The sequence below is a fragment of the bacterium genome, from assembly GCA_030690305.1.
Taxonomy (GTDB): Bacteria; Patescibacteriota; Minisyncoccia; order Phycocordibacterales; family JAGLPS01; genus JBBUCK01.
Genome location: JAUYHB010000006.1, coordinates 19,613 through 38,293, shown reverse-complemented (window position 1 = coordinate 38,293; position 18,681 = coordinate 19,613). Strand labels below are relative to the sequence as shown.

Genomic DNA, 18,681 nt, shown 5'->3' with positions numbered 1-18,681 from the left:
GTGTCGGATGAAGGAGGCATTCGCACGATTGAAAAAACCAATACCAAAAAGGGGGAAGGTATGAAGAAGGTATCCGTTGTTTTCGCTTTTGCTCTTGCAGTCGCGTTGTGTGTCGGGAATCCCGCATTTGCCGGCGGCAATTCTGCGCCGGGCGGAAATTTCAAAGGGGGGAATTCGCACTACAATTCCCATGAAAACAAAAACAGTCACAACGACAAAAATTACGGGCACAACAACCATGACCAAAAGACGGTCATTATTGTCCAGGGTGCCGACGGAAAGGACGGCAAGGACGGCCAAAGCATACAGGGTCCCCAAGGGACTCCCGGTCAGGATTACGACTCGGAGAAACTCGAGAAAGGTCTCGCGACTGTTGCCGCGCTTGATGTTCCTCATGTCGATTTCGACAAAAAATTCGCCACCTCTTTAAGCGGTGGTTTTCTTCGGGATGGTCAAGCGGGCGGTCTCGGATTCGCCATGCGTTTCAACGATTCATTGCAAGCCGGCGGTTCCGTTGCTGTTGGCGACAATGAAACGGTGGCAGGAAAAGCCACACTCACTTTGCAATGGTAATGCTATACTCCGGAGCCGCTGTAATTTCTTACAGCGGCTCTTTTTTGTCTAGCACAACTTATAAGAGTCTGTAATCAATCGTTTTCTTTTCAAGGTCGGTGCCCGCAACGCGGAAGGACACCTCTTCGCCCAGGCTAAACCGTTTTCCTGTTCTTCTTCCGACAAGAGAATATGTTTTTTCGTCGAGAGTATAGAAATCGTCATTCATATCGCGCAATTTCGCCATCCCTTCGGAACGGGTCTCCATTTCCTCAATGTAGATGCCCCATTCGGTTACGCCGGAAATGATTCCCTTAAAGTCTTTGCCGACAAATTTAGTCATATACTCAACCTGCTTGTATTTGACGGAATCACGCTCCGCTTCCGCCGCGCTTTTTTCCCGTGCCGACGCCTCCTCGGCTATCTTTTCGTATTTGGCGTATTCATTGAGGGGAATTGCTTTGTTCTGAAGATATTGTTCGAGAAGGCGGTGAACGATAAGGTCAGGATAGCGGCGGATAGGGGAGGTGAAGTGCGTGTAGTAATTGAACGCCAGTCCGAAATGGCCGATATTTTTGGTGGAATATACCGCCTTGGCCATCGAGCGGACAGCGGCGGTGCTTATCAAAGACTCTTCCGTTTTTCCTTCTATTTTTTTGAGGAGCGCATTCATATCTTTTGATGTCACCTTCCCGTTTTTGATGGGAAGTACGTATCCGAGCGCCCGTGCGAACACCGCAAGCGATTCGATTCTTTCTTTGTCCGGCACATCGTGAATGCGGAAAATAAAAGAGCCGATCTTGTTTCCTTGCGATTTTTGAGCGCGGTACATGAATTCCGCGACCTCGCGGTTTGCAAGCAGCATGAATTCCTCAATGAGACGGTTGGTATCCAAACGAGGTTTTTTGTACACGCTCAACGGAACACCGTTTTCATCGAGTTTGAATTTAACTTCAACAGTTTCAAAATCAATCGAACCTTCTCTGAATCTTTTTTCCGTAAGTTTTTTTGCTATGGCATTCAATGTGCGAAGCTCATTTTCAAATATTCCGCCTTTCTCAATAATTCCCTGGGCCTCTTCGTAGTCAAAACGTTTGTCGGAATTCATAACTGTTTTTCCGAACCAGCGTTTTTGTACCTTTCCTTCTCCGGTCATTTCAAAGATGGCCGAAAAAGAACACTTGTCTTCATTGGGGTTTAGACTGCACAGGTCGTTTGAAAGTACGGGGGGCAACATAGGCACTGTGCGGTCCACAAGATAAATGGATGTGCCGCGTTTTTTTGCTTCTTTGTCTATGGCGCTTCCCTCGGTTACGTAGTGGGACACGTCGGCGATATGCACTCCGATTTCATAAAGATTGTCGCCAATTGTGCGGAATGAGAGGGCGTCGTCAAAGTCCTTGGCATCGGCGGGGTCGATTGTGAATGTCGTAATTTCCCGGATGTCACGGCGTTTCGCCAATTCCTCGGGGCGTATGGGATATGTGTCTTTTTTTACCTGTTCCGCGGCTTCCTCAACTTCCTTCGGAAAACGCAGGTCAAAGCCTTTTTCAAGGACAATGGATTCCATCTCCACGTTGTGTTCTCCGGGGGCGCCGAGCACGGCAACAACTTTTCCCTGCGGATTTTCTTTGTGGTGTCGCCACTCGGTCATTTCAACCACGACTTTGACCCCTTCCGTAAGTGGAGAATCTTTTTCGGAGATGATGATGTCACGGTAGACTCGTCTGTCATCGGGCACAAGAATCCATAAGTCATTTTGTTTTTTGACTATGCCGACAAAGCGGGTTTTTGCCCGCGCTACGATTTTTATGACTTCTCCGCTTCTGCGTTTTTTTGCAAAAGCGGGATGGAGGAGCACTTCCACCGTGTCTTTATTGAGAGCTGTTTTAAGGGAACTCTCGGGTATTTCGACGTCTTCCGAGAGCCCGGGAAATGAGACGAATCCGACACCTTTACTATTGATGCTTATCTGTCCCACTATTCGCGCTTCCGTTTCGCTCTTGCCTGATTTGTGTTTCATAGATGTAATACTTAGACACTATAGCAAACATGCGGTTGTCTCGCCATTTTGTCCTTGTTGACCGTCATGTATTCTTCTGTTAATATACCCTTCATGTTAAAAATCAGATTGCAGAGAGTTGGACGCAAGCACGAACCGGTTTTTCGGCTCGTTTTGACTGATTCAAAAAACTCCACAAAAAGCGGACGTTTCCTTGAAATCTTGGGCTCACACGATATGCGCCGCCCCTCAAATGATTTCAAAACGGAACGCATCACACACTGGATTTCAAAAGGCGCTCAAATGTCGGGTACGGTCCACAATATGCTTGTTGACCTCAAAATCGTAAAAGGCAAAAAGATAAACGTTCTTCCCAAGAAAAGCCCGATTCTTAAAGAAGAAGCGAAAGCCGAAGAAGCCGCTCCTAAAGCTGAAGCTCCTGCCGAGGCCCCCGCGGAAACTCCCAAAGAAGAAAAAGAAGAAACCAAAGAAGGGGCCGCGAAATAGGCCTCTTTTTCTTTTGGTTTCTTTCTTTGTGGATGTCTTTTTGACGTCCATCTCAAAAATTGCTACTCTGAAAACAGCAATACCGCGGGTGATTTTATTGTCCCGCGTGGTTTGTAAAACGGTCGAATTCTGAACATAAGTTAATTTTTCTGAACTAGCATGGAACGAGACGCACAGTTTCTTGAGTATGTCATAAAGGCTCTCGTTGATAATCCGGACGCGGTGAAAATCAACCGCAAGGTTGATGAAATGGGTGTTCTTTTGACACTCGACGTCGGACCGGAGGATATGGGCAAGGTTATCGGCAGAAGCGGAAATACCGCCAAAGCCATCCGAACCCTTTTGAGAGTCGTTGGCATGAAAAACAATGCCCGCGTTAACCTCAAAATCAACGAACCGGAAGGAGGAAAGCGCGAAGCTCCCGTAATGAGCGCTTCAAAGACGGTTGACCAAGTAATGGAAGACCTCAAGCTCTAATATTTCTTTAGATTTTTTGCAAAACCCGCCGAAAGGCGGGTTTTGCTTTTACCTCGTTTTTATTGTAGATTCAGGGCAGAAAAGTTTCTTTATATAACAAAGGAGGTTTTATGCTATTTTCCACGGAGGAAAAAGACGCAATCATCAGAACGTTGCTCATTGAGACGAGAGACAGAAATCTGAAATGGAATGTGCGGGGAATATTCGACAGATATTTCCTTGCGTTCTATGAGGATGATGTTGTTCTTATCGGCCATTCTTTCTGGACGGGCTTTTACATCCAAGTGCAGAGGATATCACTTCGGTTCGGATATTCGCTATCCATGGAAGGGGGGTACCTTGAGTCTTCCGAAGAATTCATAGAACTCTGGGGGGAAATCTCAAATCATACGCCACCCCGTTGGGATGAAAAACTCGCTCTATTTTTCAACATTAATGCGAGAAAAATGGAGGATGCAAATGAAAAAAGATGAAATTATCTTTGAAAAGCCCGAATTTGGGAAGGGGGCGGTACGCATTGCCGAAATAGAACAGGACATGAAGCGTCGGAAAATTCGTTGGAAAGCGGACGTCTCCCGCCACAAGCCGGGTAAATGTTTCTTTCTCGCCTACTGGAGGCGGGAAAGCGCGAAGCTTGAACTTGAGATGGGGGAGGAACGCGGGTATTTGTATCTGCGCATCTTTTTTCCCGATGGCAAGACGGAAACGTATAATGCTTCGACCGACCCGTCCCTCAACAGTCTTTTTGCCCGGGTGGAATATATATACCTCAAAAAAATGAAAAAGTTTCCGAATAAACAGGAAACGGCAAAAGTCTGACTTTTGCAACAAAAAAGAGAGCTCCGCCCGAGCTCTCTTTTCTTTTCCATTTTTGCTTTTTCTCGGGCTTACTGTTAATCTTGCTTAAAATAATGTTCTTTATATGAAAGGAGGTCGTGATGCCAATTTCTGACGTTCGTCTGAAGGTAATACACCACATTCACTCTGTAACCAAAGAAGGAAATATTTCATGGATTCTGGGGATTAAGGAATTGTCGTACTATGGCATGTGGAACAAGCGAGAACTCCGTTTGGGATGGACAATCTCACCGCATATTCCATGTTTACGGCTGACATGCGCGAAAGGGCAATGTTCAATTAATGGTTTTGAACCGACTGTAAGAACTGCTCTCGCGTCTCTTAAGGAAGAGGTGCTGAAATGCAGTGAGCGTCGGATATCCGGGCGGGAAGATATGATAAAAATTGTTCAGCAAAGAGAAAAGGCACGGACAAAGCGAAAGGAGAAAGAGGAGCGTAATCCTATCTTGCTCGAGTTTCTGTCTGAAGAGGACATAATAAGGGTCGCTCAGTAATTTACTGACGACCCTTTTTTCTTACACTTTAAGGGTTCTTTACTTTTTCTTCTGCTGGTATAGGGTTACTTTCAGATATCTGTCTTTGATAAATCTCTAAACCAAAAGAAAGGAGGCCGAAAATGCCGTCAAACCACATACATCTCGATGGCTTAAGAAATAAAATTATTTCTCAAGTCAAAAAACGTGACCTCGTCTGTAATCGGATAAATGACCTCATGCGCTCGCTGAGGAAAAAATGTCCGCATGAAGAGGTGGTGGAAACCCCGATTCAAGGGAGTGATGAGTCTAAGAGCCATCTGCCCAAACGAATTTGCCTTTGTTGCGCACTCGAAGAACATGCAAGTGGGTTCAGTGGACTAAGCGGTGGTTTCAACCATCTCGAAAAAAGCCACGTTGTCAAAGAAGTGTCCCTTGCAGAGTTTTGCAAGTACAAGGAGTTGCGTCCTCTTAAAGCATTGCGGGAACCGCAACCGGTTTAAGATTTTTTCCAAAAGACCGAAAACCATAATGGTAAGTAGGTCTTTTTTTTATTTTACAACGAGGCTCTCACATTCATTGACTTAAGGGGAATTTGCTGTAGTGTGGCGGGAAACATGTTCCTAGAAAGGAGGTCTGTAAGATGAGAACAATCGCTTTCATCGTGTGTGTTGTTGCAGTACTGTTCGTCCGCGCTCCCTCTGCATTTGCGGAAAGCGCCGAGGAAAAATGGGAAGTATATGCCGGAACCGGGTATCACCACTCCAATATGAAATATGCATCAGACCCGGTTGCCTATGAGGTCGGGGTAAGACATCGGGAGGGGAAAGGTTCATTGGGCCTGGCGGTTCTCTATATGCAACAGAGAATATATGGAGAAGATTTCCAGACGAACACCGACATTGATATGGTCAGGTACATGGCACTTTTCGGCTACAACCTATTCAATGACTTCTGGTTGGATATCGGGCCCGCAGTCACTTTCTTTCGGTGCACAGATGATGCCAAGAACGATTTAGGCAATCGTCTCACTATGCCCGCGCAGCCTGGCGGAGTTGCAGGTTTCTCATACAGGAAGCACGTCGCGAATTCCTTGAACATTGATGCGGCTGTTCGCTCCACATTCGGCAATTGGGAGATACGCGGGCCGTATGCTCAACCTGAAAACAATTTGGCAGGCTGGGAAGTAATGCTCAACGTCGGATATTCGTTCTAATTCCTTTAATACAGTCCTTTTAAGATTAAAGCCCGAGCGAATTTCGCCCGGGCTTTTCTTTTACAAAACAGGGAAAATATTGTATCGTTTTCTTACTTATGCAATTCCATATAGTCACATTATTTCCCGACGCTTTTGATTCATACCTCAATGAGTCCATCATTAAGCGCGCACAGGAAAAGAAAAAAATAAAAATAAAACTCTATAATCCGCGTGATTTTACCGAAGATAAGCACCGACGAGTGGATGATAAGCCGTATGGCGGAGGCCCTGGCATGGTCATGCAGGCGTTGCCGATTTTGAAAGCGGTGGAGAAAGTGAAAGCTAAAAAAGCCAAAGTCATAATCCTTTCTCCACGAGGCAAACAATTTACAAATGCGGATGCGCAGAAACTCTCATCTTTCAAAGGCGATATTGTTTTGATTTCAGGACGATACGAAGGCATTGATGCCCGTGTCAAAAAAATTCTGAAAGCAGAGGAGATTTCTGTTGGCCCCTATACGCTCACGGGAGGGGAGTTGCCCGCCATGGTTTTGATTGACGCGATTTCCCGCCACATTCCCGGCGTGCTTGGAAATCAATCCTCGGTTGAAGAAAGCCGTGTTGCCTCGGGGGAAACGTACACCCGCCCTGAAACCCTTGTCTACAAAAAGAAAAAATACAGTGTGCCGAAAGTGCTTGTTTCAGGACATCATGGGGAGATAGAGAAGTGGAGAAAGGGTAAATAAAAGTATTTTGAATCAAAAACTGTCACATTAAATTGGTTTGCAAATGAAAAATTATCTAAATAAAAATCTTCTAACAGTCTCTATAATCTTTAGTGCTCTTTTGGTCGCTTCCTCGATTGTTGTAAATTATAGTCTGGATACACTCCAAAAAATATCCAGTATAGTTGGCTCGCTTTCTTTAGGGGTAGCCTTGGTTACCTATTTTTACAAAAAAAGACAAGATGAGTTATCAGCAACAATAGATCAAATAGTTTTTTTTCGGGAAAAAATAATTCCTTATTCTAATGAAGTTAAAAAAGCTATTATGAAAGCGTACCCAGATTTTGTTTTTTCAAAAATTGACTTAATAAACCCTGATATTAACTATCTTAGGGATAAGTATTCAGAAAATTTTAAACGTCAACAATCAATTCTTATTGATGTTTCAAAGAAATACCCTGATGTTTATTTTGAAATAGACATTTTAAATCAACAGGTTTTTTTATTAAATATGTTAGAAGAACTCGCACTAAAAGTTATACATCTCCAAACAAAAGAAAGTTCTGCTCTTAAGTCGATCCATTATGCTTTTGTGGAAATGGTAGAATACAATGCCTTAGCATTACTTTTTATGCGTGATATACAGTCGGGAAACTCTATGTATGCTGAAGTCTTGGATTTGTATAAAACTTGGAAAAAAGAAGTAGAAGAAATACCTTTTATTATAAAAAATCTTGAGAAAAATGGTTTTATTACAAAAGAACAGAGGGAAGATTTCTATAATACAAGAAGGAAGAAAAAGGGTTATTAGTGTTCATTAATCTCAATTAAGCAAGAATTTTGATGCTGGCTACTACTGTGGTGAAATGGATTTTGTTTACAGGAACATGGAGGCTGACGAATGACATCGTAGAAAACGATGTGCGGACAGCTGTTTGCGAAGTGCTTTCCCGTGGAGATGGAATTGTGACGGGTGGAACGACGGGAGTTGATTATTTTGCTATGGACGAAGCAATGGCACTTTTCCCTGACGCTTCACGCTTGAAGGTAGTTATTCCCGCTGTCTTGAAAAGTTATATACACGATTATCACACGAACTGGTGCCAAGAACCCGTAACAGAGGAAACTATAGATAATCTCGAAAGACTTCTGCAGAAAATAAAAGATGTTAATCCTAGCGCTCTTATAGAAATGCCATATGACACCATTACCCAAGAGCATTACAATCTTCGTCACGACGAAGAAATCAAAATCTCGGACGAAGTGTATGCCTTTCAGGTAAATAACAGTACAGGCACTCAAGACACAATCGATAAAGCCTTAAAAAGCGGGCTTCCTGTCTCTTGGCACAAAAAATATACTATTTAATTTATGTAACTGTATATCGAGTTTAAATAAAAATGAGATATTTCATCGGATATTTAATAGAGGGAGAGGCGGGTGAATACTACAAAAAAATCACTGCTGATTTGTCGGAACGTTTTGGCATTAAAAATTTAAGCGAATACATACCCCTGCACCTGACACTTAAAGCACCTTTTGAAACCGGAGATATTTCTGTAATCGAAAAAGTCCTTGAAGACACAGCAGTGAAGGAAGAAACATCTCCTTTGGTTATCGACGGCTTTGAACGATTTGGCTCCCAATCTAGAACAATCTTTCTTGGCATCAAAGACAACGTGCGTGTGCAGGAAAAAGCCGAAAAACTTCTCCATCTTCTTTCCGGCTTTGGTAATTATCAAAAACCTATACCGTTGCCCCTCAAACTGCACGCCTCCATTGCCCGTTACTTGTCACCGGAGCAATCACAAAACGTGTGGGATTATGTTTCTTCTCTACCCGCGCCGCATTTTGACCTACAATTCAATAACCTGACACTTTTTGTGCATCAGGATAATCATTGGGAGATTCAAAAGACTTTCTATTTCCATGATAACTAACCCGTTTGCACTTGTTCCTGCTCCCGTTCGGGAATTTGTAAAAAAACACGAACGGCATGTGGGGACGATTTCCATTTTTACCGGATTTATCTGGGATTCATTCACGCTTGTCCGTCCCGACCAGTTGTACACGAATATTGTTTTATTGTGGTACATCTTGGTTTCTGCCTGCGGAATTCTCCTTCTGACGATATATGGCAAGAAAGGCGATTTTACACCGACTATTCTTCTTGCCATAGTGCAATTCGCTTTCGGTAACCTCGCGGGGGGCTTTATCGTGTTGTATGCGCGAAGCGGCACTCTCGTTGGAAGTTTTCTTTTCTTTTTGATATTTGGCGCATTTCTTGTCGGCAATGAGTTTTTGCGCACGCACTACGCGCGCCTGAATTTTCATATTTCGGCGTGGTATTTTCTTTTTGTTTCTTATTGCGCCCTTATTTTTCCGATTATCGTACGGCAGATAGGGGACGGTATCTTTTTTGCAAGTACGATAATCAGTCTCCTTATTGTTTTTGTTTTTTTGTCTCTTCTGTATATGACGTCGCCCGAGCGCGTTACGGGGGCTCTCAAAAGCAGCATTTTTTCCATTGGCACGATATTTATTCTTTTTAACTCTTTTTACTTTTTAAATATTATCCCACCGGTTCCTTTGTCAATCCGCGAGATTGGCGTGTATCACAGTGTCGCGCGTTTACCAAACGGAAACTATCAAGTCGTATACGAAAAGCCCTCATGGTACGAATTCCTTCGAAGTACAGATGACATATTCACGTATGTAGAGGGAGACAGCGCATATTGTTTCAGTTCCGTATTTGCGCCCGTGAGGATTTCAACAAACATCTACCATCGATGGGAGCATTTTAATGAAAAGACTGGAAACTGGGAGACAGTGGCGCGTATTCCTTTTCCGATTGCGGGAGGGCGTTTGGAAGGATATCGAGGGTATACTCAAAAAACAAATCTTCTTTTCGGCCGCTACCGCTGCTCCGTTGAGACCCATCGAGGCACTCTTATTGGGCGGACGACATTTACTGTGGTAGAAGGAGAAGGCATACCCTTCCTTTCCGAAAAGGAGATATAACTCTAAAAAAAGATATTTTTTCATACATTAAATAAAAAATTACCACACTGTGGTGATTTTTTATTTCACAATCTAAATTGCCGATTTTGGATTGAAACTTCACAAAATCAGTCTGGCGATGAGATAGGAGAGGGTAGATTCCGCTCCCTGATTGAGATTAACGTGCTGTCTTGCCAAGCCGTCGTAACAGCCGCCGGTCGAGGCATCGTACATAATCCGGTCGGCCAAATTATCGCCGAGAAACCAGTAGAACGTACGATGCATAAGCTTCCGATATTTATCATTTTTGGTTGCCATGTACGCGGTTCCAAGAGCTTTTACCATTGCCGCCGGTTCTTCCGGTTGTTGGTCGTAGAGGGCCCGATGGCCGCCCTGGCGGTGCCAACCTCTCTGGCCTATCGGCACATACACGTTTTTGATAAAAGTTTTTGATATTAAAAACTCAAGCGCCGATGTTCCCACCTCCAGCCACTCAATGTTCTGTCCGCGCCTGACCAAGTAGCCCGAAAACAAAGCGTCAGGCAAGATGGCGTTGGCGTAGGTGAGATGCGGTTCAAACCATTTCCAATTTTCATTTTCATTTTTCTTGAAAGCGGAAACCAACTGGTCGCAATAGGCCACCATGACTGCTTCAAGTCGGTCATACACGGACCCATTGTGTTCGGCGCCCGAAAGCCAGGTGCACAAACCTTTTATAAAAAAAGCCATTGCCCGAAGATGGGTAAATTTCAGATTTTGGTCCAAACTTCGGAATAGCAACTGACGGCTTTTTTCTCTCAGAGGGTAGGGCACCGATTCCGACGCTGCTACTTTTGCCAGGGCTTGAATCGCGCGTCCGGTCGGGTCTTCCATGCTTTCTACGTTGTTTGCTTTTGAGTTCAACGTCCTGTCTTGGTTCACGTAATTGTTGAAATAGCCGTCAGGACGCACGGTATACTCCAGAAAATTCAAGTAATTCAACATCAGATTAAGGGAAGTGTGGGATTTGAATTTTTCGAAGTGCAGACACGCGGCGATGAGTGCTCTTGCATTGTCATCGGTCGTATAGCCGAAGAATTTATCCACTTCGGTCAATTTTGCGAACTGAAATATCCCAAAATCGTCCGTCAGTTTGAGAATGTGAGCCATCTTTATTCTTGGCAGATTTTTTTCCTGAAACGAAAACGACGGAACGGCGCGGCTGAAGACTTTCATGTAAGCAATGGCAACGTTCGGCCATGTCATGTTGCGGGTAATAAAGTACGCCACCTCTCCCATCTTTTCCCGACGCTTCGTGTCCGCGAGGAGATGCAAAATCGCATCGCGGTACTCCAGAGGTTTCTTGAAATCCACAAGCATGCCGACGCTTGCAGGTACGTCTTCTTTGGCCTGAGCAAATGCCGTGGAGATTACCGGACGTCCCGCTCCCATAGCGTATGTAAGCGTGCCGGAAACAGCCTGGTTTGGGTTAAGGGAAGGGGAAATGTATATGTCTGTAGCATCGAGAAAAGCGAGAAGTTCATGAAGAGCCATGTAGCGGTTATAGAATTTTACATGGCCGGAGAGACCAAGCGCGTCAACTTTTTTTATCAATGTATTTCTGTATTTTTCGCCCTCGCGCTGTATGACTGTCGGGTGGGTGGCTCCGATAACGAGGTAAACAACCTCGGGATGTTTTTTTACCACTTCCGGCAAACTTTCAATGACATACTCTATTCCTTTGTCTTTGCTTAAAAGTCCGAACGTCGACAAAACGATTTTTTTTGAAAGGCCAAGCGGGCGCTTTGATTTTTCCGAACTCTGAAATGTCATAGGGTGGATGCCATGCGGTACGACCTGGATTTTTTTCTTGACGATGCCGTAATCCTTTTCAAGAATTTCTTTCGAACGCCTGGTCATTACCACGATGCCGAAAGAATTGTCGGCGATTGCCTTAACGAGCACTTTCAGTTTGTCGTCCGGAGCGGGCAAAACGCTGTGAAAAGTGACAACTACCGGTTTTTTTATCGTTTCCAAAAAGGCCAACAGATACGAACCCCACAGGCCGCCGAAAATGCCAAATTCGTGCTGAACACTTACCAGTTTGACTTGCGGTAAGTTGTTTAATTCTTTGGCAACCCGAAGGTAGTCGCTTGCTTTGTCCTGGCTTATTTGCGCGATAACTTTCGGCGGGTAGTTTAAATGGCTGACCTCATTGACGTTTAGTGCCACCACCTTCGACTCTATTCCGGGGGAGAAAAGTTCGCCGAACGCGCGCGACAAATCATCGGTGAATGTGGCGATGCCGCATTCACGCGGCGGGAAAGTCGACACATATACTATCCAATTTTTCTTTTTATCCGGTTTGATTTTTTGCATAAAAATCTTGCAATCTCTTTGTTCTCAGCGTTTTTTCAACTCGGTGATGAGTTCGGCCAAATCAAAGGACCGGGAGGCGATAACCTGATCGGCTGCACCGTAGAAAATATACAGACGGCCGTTCCTCACTGTCGCTCCGGTAGGAAAGACGACGTTGTTTACCATTCCGACGAGCTCCCATGTCTCTTCGGGCGAAAAAAGCGGGTCATTAAGGCGGCCTAAAACTTTGTGCGGGTCATTAAGATCAAGCAAAGCGGCCGAAGCACTATAAACTTTCTCCCCGTTCTTTTTTGTTACGGTGTGATAAATGAGAAGCCAGCCGTCGGGTGTTTCAATCGGGGGGCAACCGCCACCGATAAAAATTTCATCTTCCTGTTCCGGCTCAAGGAGAATTGATTTGCTGAAACTGGGGAAATAATCTTGCCAGTATTTGTCGACCAAGTCGGAAAAATTATCAAAGTAAATTATCTGAATTCCGGGGAGGACACGGTGAACGAGGGCATATCTCCCACCTATTTTTTTGGGAAAAATGAAGCTGTCTTTTTCCCACAAAAAAACATCCGTTCCCCGCATCTGGGCCGTGCTTTCAGCAAACGACCGATATAGTGCTCTTTTTTCAAAATCATGCAGGGAATTCATAACTTCCTGGTAATTTATGCGCGGTGAAATGACGCCATGTTTTTCAAAACTGACCAAGTCGGTACTTGTGGCATACGCAACCACGGCATTCTTGCCGTCAAAAGCCGTATAGAAAAGGTAATAGGTTCCGCCAAGGCAGACGATTCTCGGGTCTTCCAAGCCTTGCTTTTCATAGTCATGTTCGGGGACAAGCAGGGGATGGGTAAGGCGTTTGACCACCTTGTTCCCTTTGAGCTGGCAATAACCTATCGTTGAAACATTCTCGTCGCTGACGGCTCTGTAAAAGAGATGTCCTACTCCGTCAACCTCAATATAGGCCGGGTTAAGAACAGCCTGGCGTTCGAAGGCCAGGTCGGATTTTTCTATTATCACCCCCTCATTTCTCGATTTAATCATAATTTAGGTGCGTATCAGTCGAAATCTTATCATAGCATCCCGTGCCGAAACTTCGTACCTGGCGGGTTTTGTTTACAGACACAATATTATAAAATGTAACCATGACCATGCACCCGTTTAAAAATGCCGCTCTTGCGGCCTTGTACATTATTCTTATCGTTTTTACTATCAGAGCAATCGCGCCGTTTGATGGGGGGAAAGAAAGTGTTCTTATTCCCATGATTATGCTCAGTCTCCTTGTTCTCTCGGTTGCCGTTATGGGACTCTTGTTCGCTTACGAGCCGCTCCGTCTCTATTTTGAAAGTCAAAAGAAAGAAGCACTGCTTTTTCTTATAAAAACCATCGGTTTCTTTGCTTGTTTCGTGGCTGCCTTTATTGCCATACTTTTGCTTTCCACTCTTCGATAGTTTGTATGGAAGGAGTTGTTGTCAGGAAATACAAAAAGGAAGACCGTCCTTCCGTGCGGCGTATTGTGTGCGATACGGCGGCAATCGGAGAACCGGCGGAATTATTTTTTGAAGACAGGGGAGTTCTTGCCGATTTTTTGAGCCGTTATTTTACCGACTATGAACCGCAGTCTTGTTTCGTAGCGGAGCATAAGGGAGAAGTTATTGGCTATCTTTTGGGCGCGAAAGATACCGCGGCTATGAAAACGGCGCTCCTTCTGCGGATTTTCCCTCGGCTGTTTATGCAAGCACTCGTACGAGGAACATTTTTTAAAAAGAAAAACTCTTCTTTCATTTGGCTTTCACTCCTGGTGTCTCTCAAAGGCGGGTATAGCGCTCCCAACTTGTCCGACTATCCCGCAGTGCTCCACATAAATATTGATAAAAATTTTAGGGGAGGGGACGCAGGAACAAAACTGATGGCCGCTTACCTGGATTATCTTTCCAAGGAAAAAGTACAAGGCGTGCATCTGCGGACGATGTCTGCCAAAGCGGGAGATTTTTTCACTAAACAAGGATTTACGTTGCTCTCAAGCCAAAAAGAGATGGTTTTTTCAAAAATATTCGGGAATGCCGTGTCAGTGTATTTTTACGGGAAACGAATCGGGTAACTCTTGTTCTACAATTCGTCATTCTTGATACGTCTTCGGACTTCTTTTGCGAGGTTGTTGAAGAAATAAAGGTTATGGTATGAGGCGAGTTTCATGCCGGTTATTTCCTGTGAGCGAATAAGGTGTGAAATATAACCGCGCGAGTAAGAAACACAGACATCGCATTTGCATTTCGGGTCAAGGGGTTTGTCGAGCAATGCGAGAGTTTTTTTATTCAAATTCAGCTTTCCTTGAGATGTAAACACCGTACCGCGGCGGGCGTAGTGAGTGGGCGCAATGCAATCAAACGTGTCTCCTCCCGCAAGTGCCACAATTTCAAAATCTTCGGGATGTCCAACGCCGAGGACGTGTTTGGGTTTGTTCTCGGGAAGCTCGTCAGTAACCTGGCTTATCATTCGCTTCAGTGATTGCTTGTTATAGCCGAACTCGCCTCCGATGCCGAAACCCTCGAATGGCAGAGCGCCGATAAGACGCGCGCTTTTGGTGCGCAAGTGCTTGAACGCCCCGCCTTGCACAATGCCGTACAGTGCCTGTTTGGAAGTTCGCGCATCAAGGCAGACTCGTGCCCATCGATGTGTTTTTTCAAGCGACTCGAGCATATATTTTTCGTCTGCGAGCGGGGAAGGGCATTCGTCGAACGCGAACATAATGTCCGCGCCAAGCGCTTCCTGGATTTTTACGGATTCTTTAGGTCCCAAGAAAAGCCAGCTTCCGTCGACAAATGATTGAAAGTGCACGCCGTCCTCGGTAATTTTCACTTTCTGAGGCTGAGTTCCTTCCGCAAGGGTTTTATCTTGCTTGTTCTTGAGTATTTTCCCCATTCCGTGGTCGGAACCGAAACCAAGGCTAAATACCTGGAAACCTCCCGAATCCGTCATTAAAGGTTTGTTCCAATTCATGAACTTATGCAGTCCGCCCGCTTTTTTGACGATTTTTTCTCCTGGAGTTGTGTGGAGGTGGTATGTATTGCAAATGAGAGCGGGGGATTGCACCGCTTCCACTTCGTCGCTTGAAAGAGTGCGCACTGTCGCGCGCGTTGCCACGGGAATAAAAGCCGGAGTTTCTATTTCTCCGTGAGGGGTTTTGATGACGCCGAGCCGTGCGCGGGACTTCTTGGAACGTTTAAGAATTTTGAATTCAAACATAGCAGTTGGAAACAGTATGCTAGGGAAAACAATTTTGGGCAAATATCCGTAGACGATTCGTCGTACTCATCATTGTTTAGAAATGTTAAAATAAAAAGATATGAAAAACTTAAAATTAGGAACCAACTTCACCATCTTCGTTCTGTTTTTCGGAGTAGCAGCCGTGCAAGCAGTCCAGACCCAAAACTGGCTCATGGTCGCTTTCTGGGTCGCGATCGGTTCTGTTTTTCTTTGGGGGGATTTTAAAAGAAATTAATTTAAAAATAATATAAGGACAATATGAAAAACTTAGTCGCATTTTTGGGAATCGTATCTCTGGTCGCTTTTACCGGTGCCGTCGGGGCAAAGGAAGCGGAGACGCTTGATGTTTCAAGCACAGGTTCGGTCCAAGTCAAAACCTCAAACACGGGAGCAGGTGCCGGAGCATCCGCCAATACCTCCGTCTCCAGCAAATCGGAGTTTGAAAACGAAACAGAAACGGAATCCGAAAAATCAAACGACGACTCGGTATTTCAAAACAATGAAAGTGACATTGATTTTGCGTCGCGTTCATCAAATCAATCCACCACGTCAGTATCAGTCGGTGTGCGAGCCATAGAAGTCCGAGGATGGGACCCCAAGCAAAAAGAGGAATTTCTTTTACAGCTCAAGGAAAGGGTGGAACTGACTTCGGGCCAAGACCTTGAAAACTTTGCCCGCGGAGTGCTTCTTCAGGATGAAAATATGGAATCTGCAACTGTAAGCGAAGACAACATAGAAGTTGAGTACAGACAACCTGTAAAATTCTTGGGAATTTTTGCCACAACAATCAAAACCAACGTGTCCGTTTCAAGCGATGCGAAAGTGAAAGTGAAATTCCCCTGGTATCGCGTCTTTTTCTATGTTCCCGAGGAACTCACTGAGTTATCAATCGAAGCCGACTTGCAAGAAAGTATTGAAGTAACCGCGGAAAATTCCATTCAGGTACAGGCCGGAAAGTTTCAGACGATAAGTAATGTTTTGAAAACAAAGCACGATACGGCAAAAAACTCTATCGGTAACATCAGATAGCCGAATTACGCACAAAAAAAGCCCGTTGTTTAAAACAGCGGGCTTTTTTGGAGTTCTATCCCGGATAAAAACAAAACGGGCGCCTGTTCCTTATATGTCAGGAGTATCTGCTCAAAAGTTGGAAATCCGTGCTGGGGTCCGCAGTCTACAAGGACAATTTTACCGTTTATCTCCGCAAAATTTCTTATATCCGCCAAGTCAACAAATTGGGGATGCAATTTTGCGATGGTTCTGAACGGACAATTGGGAAGAGAACTTTCCGCTAGCGGTTTTCCCCGGACTTGAATATTTACAAGACCGAGAAAAGAAAAGAGCGTGGGGGCGATGGGTAAGTCAGGATGCTTTTGATAAATCCTGTGCTCAACAATGTTTGCGATGATACCGTTGCACAGGTATCTCCATACTCCTACAACGGGATTACACTTGAAGTGCGTCTCAAACCGTTCTGTGAATTTTCCCTGAGATTTCCAGAAAAAGAAACGGGAAATCCAATGAAGCGGTCTTAAACGCGGTATTTTTATTGCAACATTGCCGACAAGAAACACCCATCGGCTCCAGCCATACGCAAAACGCATATTCACCTCCTTTGTTATGTTTTTGGAACGTGCTTCTGTAGGGGACTATACAGGACCAGATTTTCAGTGTCCAGTATCGGAAATGTCTGTTCCATAACATCTCCGCTCGTGATTTGACAAAATGTGTTTTTTTATATAGAATACTGACTGTCACTATTCTCACTAGTTTTTTGTTTTAGGAGGAATTTCCTTTTGAAATACTGACAGCGGGAGCAATGATACGAAATATGTATAAAGGAAATTTCCCTAGAAAGTCTTTTGGTGGACGAAGTGCCTTCAGACCCCGTTTCAGAGGAGCCTCTCGAGGTCCCCGACGCGGAGGTTTTGCGTCACACGGACAGAACATAGACATCTCGCGTTTTATCAATAAAGCGGTTATTACCGAAGACGCGCCTCATTTTGTACCCGAACACAAATTCGCGGATTTTGCTGTGGGAGAAAAACTAAAAGGAAATATTATCGCCAAAGGATACGTTCTACCTACTCCTATTCAAGACAGAATTATCCCGCATATCCTAAGAAGGGAAGATGTTGTCGGTATTGCAAACACCGGAACGGGCAAAACCGCCGCTTTTCTCATCCCGCTTATCAACAAAATATCTCTTAATCCGAAAGAGAACGTACTTGTCATTGTTCCTACACGCGAACTTGCTCTCCAGATAGAACAGGAGTTCAAGGACTTTGCCAGAGGTTTGGGTATTTACTCCGTATCATGCATCGGAGGCTCAAACATCGGCCGTCAAATGGGTCAGCTTCGGCTCAAAAATAATTTCGTCATTGGAACGCCCGGACGTCTCAAAGACCTTGTAGAAAGAGGAAATATCAAACTTGCGCTGTTTGATACCGTTGTTCTCGACGAGGCTGACCGAATGCTCGATATGGGCTTTATCAATGACATGAGATATATGCTCTCCCGGATGCCCGCAACTCGTCACACGCTTTTCTTTTCGGCAACTATTTCGGAAGAAATCAAGAAACTTATCAAGGAATTTCTCAAAGAGCCCGTAACTATTTCCGTAAAAACAAAAGAAACACCCGAAAGCGTCGAGCAGGACATTGTAAGCATCGGCGGAAGAAACAAGATTGAAATTCTCCAGGAACTTTTGGTTCAAAAAGGATTCAACAAGGTGCTCGTATTTGGGAAAACAAAACACGGTGTTGAAAAACTTGCCAAGACTCTTGTCGAAAGGGGATTCAAAGCAGAATCAATTCACGGAAATAAAAATCAAACAAGACGCCAAAAAGCGCTCGATTTATTCAAACGTGACCATGTGCAAGTGCTTGTCGCAACCGACGTTGCGGCCAGAGGAATCGATATTGAAGGCGTAAGTCATGTCATTAATTTTGATGTGCCCGCAACGTACGACGATTACGTTCATCGTATCGGCAGAACAGGCAGAGCGGGCAAGCGTGGCAAAGCCCTTACTTTTGTTGAAGGAAATCATGAAAAAAGAAATTTTAAGAAGTAATTCAAAAAAATTGCTCCAGAGGAGCAAAAAAACGTACCAAGTGGACGGACATTGGGTGGAAAAACCCTCGACTACGGCTATTTTGGTGTGCGAATGCGGGAACAAATATATCAAAACAAGGAAGTACCAAAGACTGTGTCTAAGATGCCTCTTAAGAGACTAACAGATACCTGTTCATAACTTCCTTGACTCTTTTTTAT

Annotated in this window: 23 protein-coding genes; 18 read left to right on the top strand and 5 right to left on the bottom strand. The window is 44.6% G+C overall.

Features of this window, described 5'->3' with window-relative positions; genetic code table 11:
• Complete coding sequence (locus Q8O71_00215) at positions 1-573, top strand: YadA-like family protein (GenBank protein ID MDP2704818.1); 573 nt, start codon at positions 1-3, stop codon at positions 571-573.
• 58 nt (positions 574-631) lie between these two features.
• On the opposite strand, the gene rnr is transcribed toward Q8O71_00215, so the two are convergent.
• On the bottom strand, positions 632-2,575 hold the full coding sequence (gene rnr, locus Q8O71_00210) for a ribonuclease R (protein MDP2704817.1): 1,944 nt from the start codon (positions 2,573-2,575) through the stop codon (positions 632-634).
• Between the two features lie 93 nt (positions 2,576-2,668).
• Between rnr and rpsP the strand changes: the two genes are divergently transcribed.
• From rpsP to Q8O71_00150, 12 genes are all read left to right on the top strand, one after another.
• Entirely contained in the window at positions 2,669-3,061 is a 393-nt protein-coding gene (gene rpsP, locus Q8O71_00205; protein MDP2704816.1) for a 30S ribosomal protein S16, read from the top strand.
• A gap of 159 nt (positions 3,062-3,220) precedes the next feature.
• Entirely contained in the window at positions 3,221-3,538 is a 318-nt protein-coding gene (locus Q8O71_00200) for a KH domain-containing protein (GenBank protein MDP2704815.1), read from the top strand.
• Between the two features lie 110 nt (positions 3,539-3,648).
• Positions 3,649-4,011 (top strand): hypothetical protein, encoded by a 363-nt coding sequence (locus tag Q8O71_00195; protein ID MDP2704814.1) that lies wholly within the window; start codon positions 3,649-3,651, stop codon positions 4,009-4,011.
• Positions 3,998-4,357 carry a hypothetical protein gene (locus Q8O71_00190; protein ID MDP2704813.1) on the top strand — a complete coding sequence of 120 codons (360 nt, stop codon included), beginning with the start codon at positions 3,998-4,000 and terminating at the stop codon, positions 4,355-4,357. Before Q8O71_00195 ends, Q8O71_00190 begins: the two co-directional genes overlap by 14 nt.
• A gap of 119 nt (positions 4,358-4,476) precedes the next feature.
• Positions 4,477-4,890, top strand: a complete 414-nt coding sequence (locus Q8O71_00185) for a hypothetical protein (GenBank protein ID MDP2704812.1) — start codon at positions 4,477-4,479, stop codon at positions 4,888-4,890.
• Between the two features lie 122 nt (positions 4,891-5,012).
• Positions 5,013-5,372, top strand: coding sequence for a hypothetical protein (locus Q8O71_00180; protein MDP2704811.1), 360 nt, complete (start codon positions 5,013-5,015; stop codon positions 5,370-5,372).
• 140 nt (positions 5,373-5,512) lie between these two features.
• On the top strand, positions 5,513-6,085 hold the full coding sequence (locus Q8O71_00175) for a hypothetical protein (protein MDP2704810.1): 573 nt from the start codon (positions 5,513-5,515) through the stop codon (positions 6,083-6,085).
• A gap of 98 nt (positions 6,086-6,183) precedes the next feature.
• Complete coding sequence (trmD, locus tag Q8O71_00170) at positions 6,184-6,813, top strand: tRNA (guanosine(37)-N1)-methyltransferase TrmD (GenBank protein ID MDP2704809.1); 630 nt, start codon at positions 6,184-6,186, stop codon at positions 6,811-6,813.
• 43 nt (positions 6,814-6,856) lie between these two features.
• Positions 6,857-7,603 carry a hypothetical protein gene (locus Q8O71_00165; GenBank protein MDP2704808.1) on the top strand — a complete coding sequence of 249 codons (747 nt, stop codon included), beginning with the start codon at positions 6,857-6,859 and terminating at the stop codon, positions 7,601-7,603.
• Between the two features lie 32 nt (positions 7,604-7,635).
• Positions 7,636-8,160, top strand: a complete 525-nt coding sequence (locus Q8O71_00160; protein ID MDP2704807.1) for a hypothetical protein — start codon at positions 7,636-7,638, stop codon at positions 8,158-8,160.
• Positions 8,161-8,192: 32 nt separating this feature from the next.
• Positions 8,193-8,732: a 2'-5' RNA ligase family protein gene (locus Q8O71_00155; protein MDP2704806.1), complete on the top strand. Its 540-nt coding sequence runs from the start codon at positions 8,193-8,195 to the stop codon at positions 8,730-8,732.
• The gene (locus Q8O71_00150) at positions 8,722-9,813 is read left to right on the top strand and encodes a DUF2914 domain-containing protein (GenBank protein ID MDP2704805.1); all 1,092 of its coding nucleotides are present in this window, start codon (positions 8,722-8,724) and stop codon (positions 9,811-9,813) included. Before Q8O71_00155 ends, Q8O71_00150 begins: the two co-directional genes overlap by 11 nt.
• 99 nt (positions 9,814-9,912) lie before the next feature.
• On the opposite strand, the gene Q8O71_00145 is transcribed toward Q8O71_00150, so the two are convergent.
• Positions 9,913-12,150, bottom strand: coding sequence for a glycosyltransferase (locus Q8O71_00145; GenBank protein MDP2704804.1), 2,238 nt, complete (start codon positions 12,148-12,150; stop codon positions 9,913-9,915).
• Between the two features lie 24 nt (positions 12,151-12,174).
• Entirely contained in the window at positions 12,175-13,185 is a 1,011-nt protein-coding gene (locus Q8O71_00140; GenBank protein MDP2704803.1) for a pesticidal protein Cry7Aa, read from the bottom strand.
• Positions 13,186-13,292: 107 nt separating this feature from the next.
• On the opposite strand from Q8O71_00140, the gene Q8O71_00135 reads away from it, so the two are divergent.
• Complete coding sequence (locus Q8O71_00135; protein MDP2704802.1) at positions 13,293-13,592, top strand: hypothetical protein; 300 nt, start codon at positions 13,293-13,295, stop codon at positions 13,590-13,592.
• Between the two features lie 5 nt (positions 13,593-13,597).
• Positions 13,598-14,242, top strand: coding sequence for a GNAT family N-acetyltransferase (locus tag Q8O71_00130; protein MDP2704801.1), 645 nt, complete (start codon positions 13,598-13,600; stop codon positions 14,240-14,242).
• Between the two features lie 8 nt (positions 14,243-14,250).
• Here Q8O71_00130 and tgt read toward each other — a convergent pair whose 3' ends face one another.
• Positions 14,251-15,387, bottom strand: coding sequence for a tRNA guanosine(34) transglycosylase Tgt (gene tgt, locus Q8O71_00125; protein MDP2704800.1), 1,137 nt, complete (start codon positions 15,385-15,387; stop codon positions 14,251-14,253).
• A 100-nt stretch (positions 15,388-15,487) separates the two neighbouring features.
• On the opposite strand from tgt, the gene Q8O71_00120 reads away from it, so the two are divergent.
• Together Q8O71_00120 and Q8O71_00115 are read left to right on the top strand one after the other, a co-directional pair.
• Positions 15,488-15,643, top strand: coding sequence for a hypothetical protein (locus Q8O71_00120; GenBank protein ID MDP2704799.1), 156 nt, complete (start codon positions 15,488-15,490; stop codon positions 15,641-15,643).
• A 23-nt stretch (positions 15,644-15,666) separates the two neighbouring features.
• Positions 15,667-16,437, top strand: a complete 771-nt coding sequence (locus Q8O71_00115) for a hypothetical protein (GenBank protein MDP2704798.1) — start codon at positions 15,667-15,669, stop codon at positions 16,435-16,437.
• 29 nt (positions 16,438-16,466) lie between these two features.
• Here the strand turns inward: Q8O71_00115 and Q8O71_00110 are convergent, their stop codons facing one another.
• Positions 16,467-17,012: a hypothetical protein gene (locus Q8O71_00110; protein ID MDP2704797.1), complete on the bottom strand. Its 546-nt coding sequence runs from the start codon at positions 17,010-17,012 to the stop codon at positions 16,467-16,469.
• Between the two features lie 227 nt (positions 17,013-17,239).
• Between Q8O71_00110 and Q8O71_00105 the strand changes: the two genes are divergently transcribed.
• On the top strand, positions 17,240-18,481 hold the full coding sequence (locus Q8O71_00105; protein ID MDP2704796.1) for a DEAD/DEAH box helicase: 1,242 nt from the start codon (positions 17,240-17,242) through the stop codon (positions 18,479-18,481).
• The last annotated feature ends 200 nt before the right edge of the window (positions 18,482-18,681 follow it).

Excerpts from the sequence above, each read along its gene's own strand:
- rnr (MDP2704817.1), bottom strand. The coding sequence starts at position 2,575 with ATGAAACACAAATCAGGCAAGAGCGAAACGGAAGCGCGAATAGTGGGA.
- rpsP (MDP2704816.1), top strand. The coding sequence starts at position 2,669 with ATGTTAAAAATCAGATTGCAGAGAGTTGGACGCAAGCACGAACCGGTT.
- Q8O71_00200 (MDP2704815.1), top strand. The coding sequence starts at position 3,221 with ATGGAACGAGACGCACAGTTTCTTGAGTATGTCATAAAGGCTCTCGTT.
- Q8O71_00195 (MDP2704814.1), top strand. The coding sequence starts at position 3,649 with ATGCTATTTTCCACGGAGGAAAAAGACGCAATCATCAGAACGTTGCTC.
- Q8O71_00190 (MDP2704813.1), top strand. The coding sequence starts at position 3,998 with ATGAAAAAAGATGAAATTATCTTTGAAAAGCCCGAATTTGGGAAGGGG.
- Q8O71_00185 (MDP2704812.1), top strand. The coding sequence starts at position 4,477 with ATGCCAATTTCTGACGTTCGTCTGAAGGTAATACACCACATTCACTCT.
- Q8O71_00180 (MDP2704811.1), top strand. The coding sequence starts at position 5,013 with ATGCCGTCAAACCACATACATCTCGATGGCTTAAGAAATAAAATTATT.
- Q8O71_00175 (MDP2704810.1), top strand. The coding sequence starts at position 5,513 with ATGAGAACAATCGCTTTCATCGTGTGTGTTGTTGCAGTACTGTTCGTC.
- trmD (MDP2704809.1), top strand. The coding sequence starts at position 6,184 with ATGCAATTCCATATAGTCACATTATTTCCCGACGCTTTTGATTCATAC.
- Q8O71_00165 (MDP2704808.1), top strand. The coding sequence starts at position 6,857 with ATGAAAAATTATCTAAATAAAAATCTTCTAACAGTCTCTATAATCTTT.
- Q8O71_00160 (MDP2704807.1), top strand. The coding sequence starts at position 7,636 with ATGCTGGCTACTACTGTGGTGAAATGGATTTTGTTTACAGGAACATGG.
- Q8O71_00155 (MDP2704806.1), top strand. The coding sequence starts at position 8,193 with ATGAGATATTTCATCGGATATTTAATAGAGGGAGAGGCGGGTGAATAC.
- Q8O71_00150 (MDP2704805.1), top strand. The coding sequence starts at position 8,722 with ATGATAACTAACCCGTTTGCACTTGTTCCTGCTCCCGTTCGGGAATTT.
- Q8O71_00145 (MDP2704804.1), bottom strand. The coding sequence starts at position 12,150 with ATGCAAAAAATCAAACCGGATAAAAAGAAAAATTGGATAGTATATGTG.
- Q8O71_00140 (MDP2704803.1), bottom strand. The coding sequence starts at position 13,185 with ATGATTAAATCGAGAAATGAGGGGGTGATAATAGAAAAATCCGACCTG.
- Q8O71_00135 (MDP2704802.1), top strand. The coding sequence starts at position 13,293 with ATGCACCCGTTTAAAAATGCCGCTCTTGCGGCCTTGTACATTATTCTT.
- Q8O71_00130 (MDP2704801.1), top strand. The coding sequence starts at position 13,598 with ATGGAAGGAGTTGTTGTCAGGAAATACAAAAAGGAAGACCGTCCTTCC.
- tgt (MDP2704800.1), bottom strand. The coding sequence starts at position 15,387 with ATGTTTGAATTCAAAATTCTTAAACGTTCCAAGAAGTCCCGCGCACGG.
- Q8O71_00120 (MDP2704799.1), top strand. The coding sequence starts at position 15,488 with ATGAAAAACTTAAAATTAGGAACCAACTTCACCATCTTCGTTCTGTTT.
- Q8O71_00115 (MDP2704798.1), top strand. The coding sequence starts at position 15,667 with ATGAAAAACTTAGTCGCATTTTTGGGAATCGTATCTCTGGTCGCTTTT.
- Q8O71_00110 (MDP2704797.1), bottom strand. The coding sequence starts at position 17,012 with ATGCGTTTTGCGTATGGCTGGAGCCGATGGGTGTTTCTTGTCGGCAAT.
- Q8O71_00105 (MDP2704796.1), top strand. The coding sequence starts at position 17,240 with ATGTATAAAGGAAATTTCCCTAGAAAGTCTTTTGGTGGACGAAGTGCC.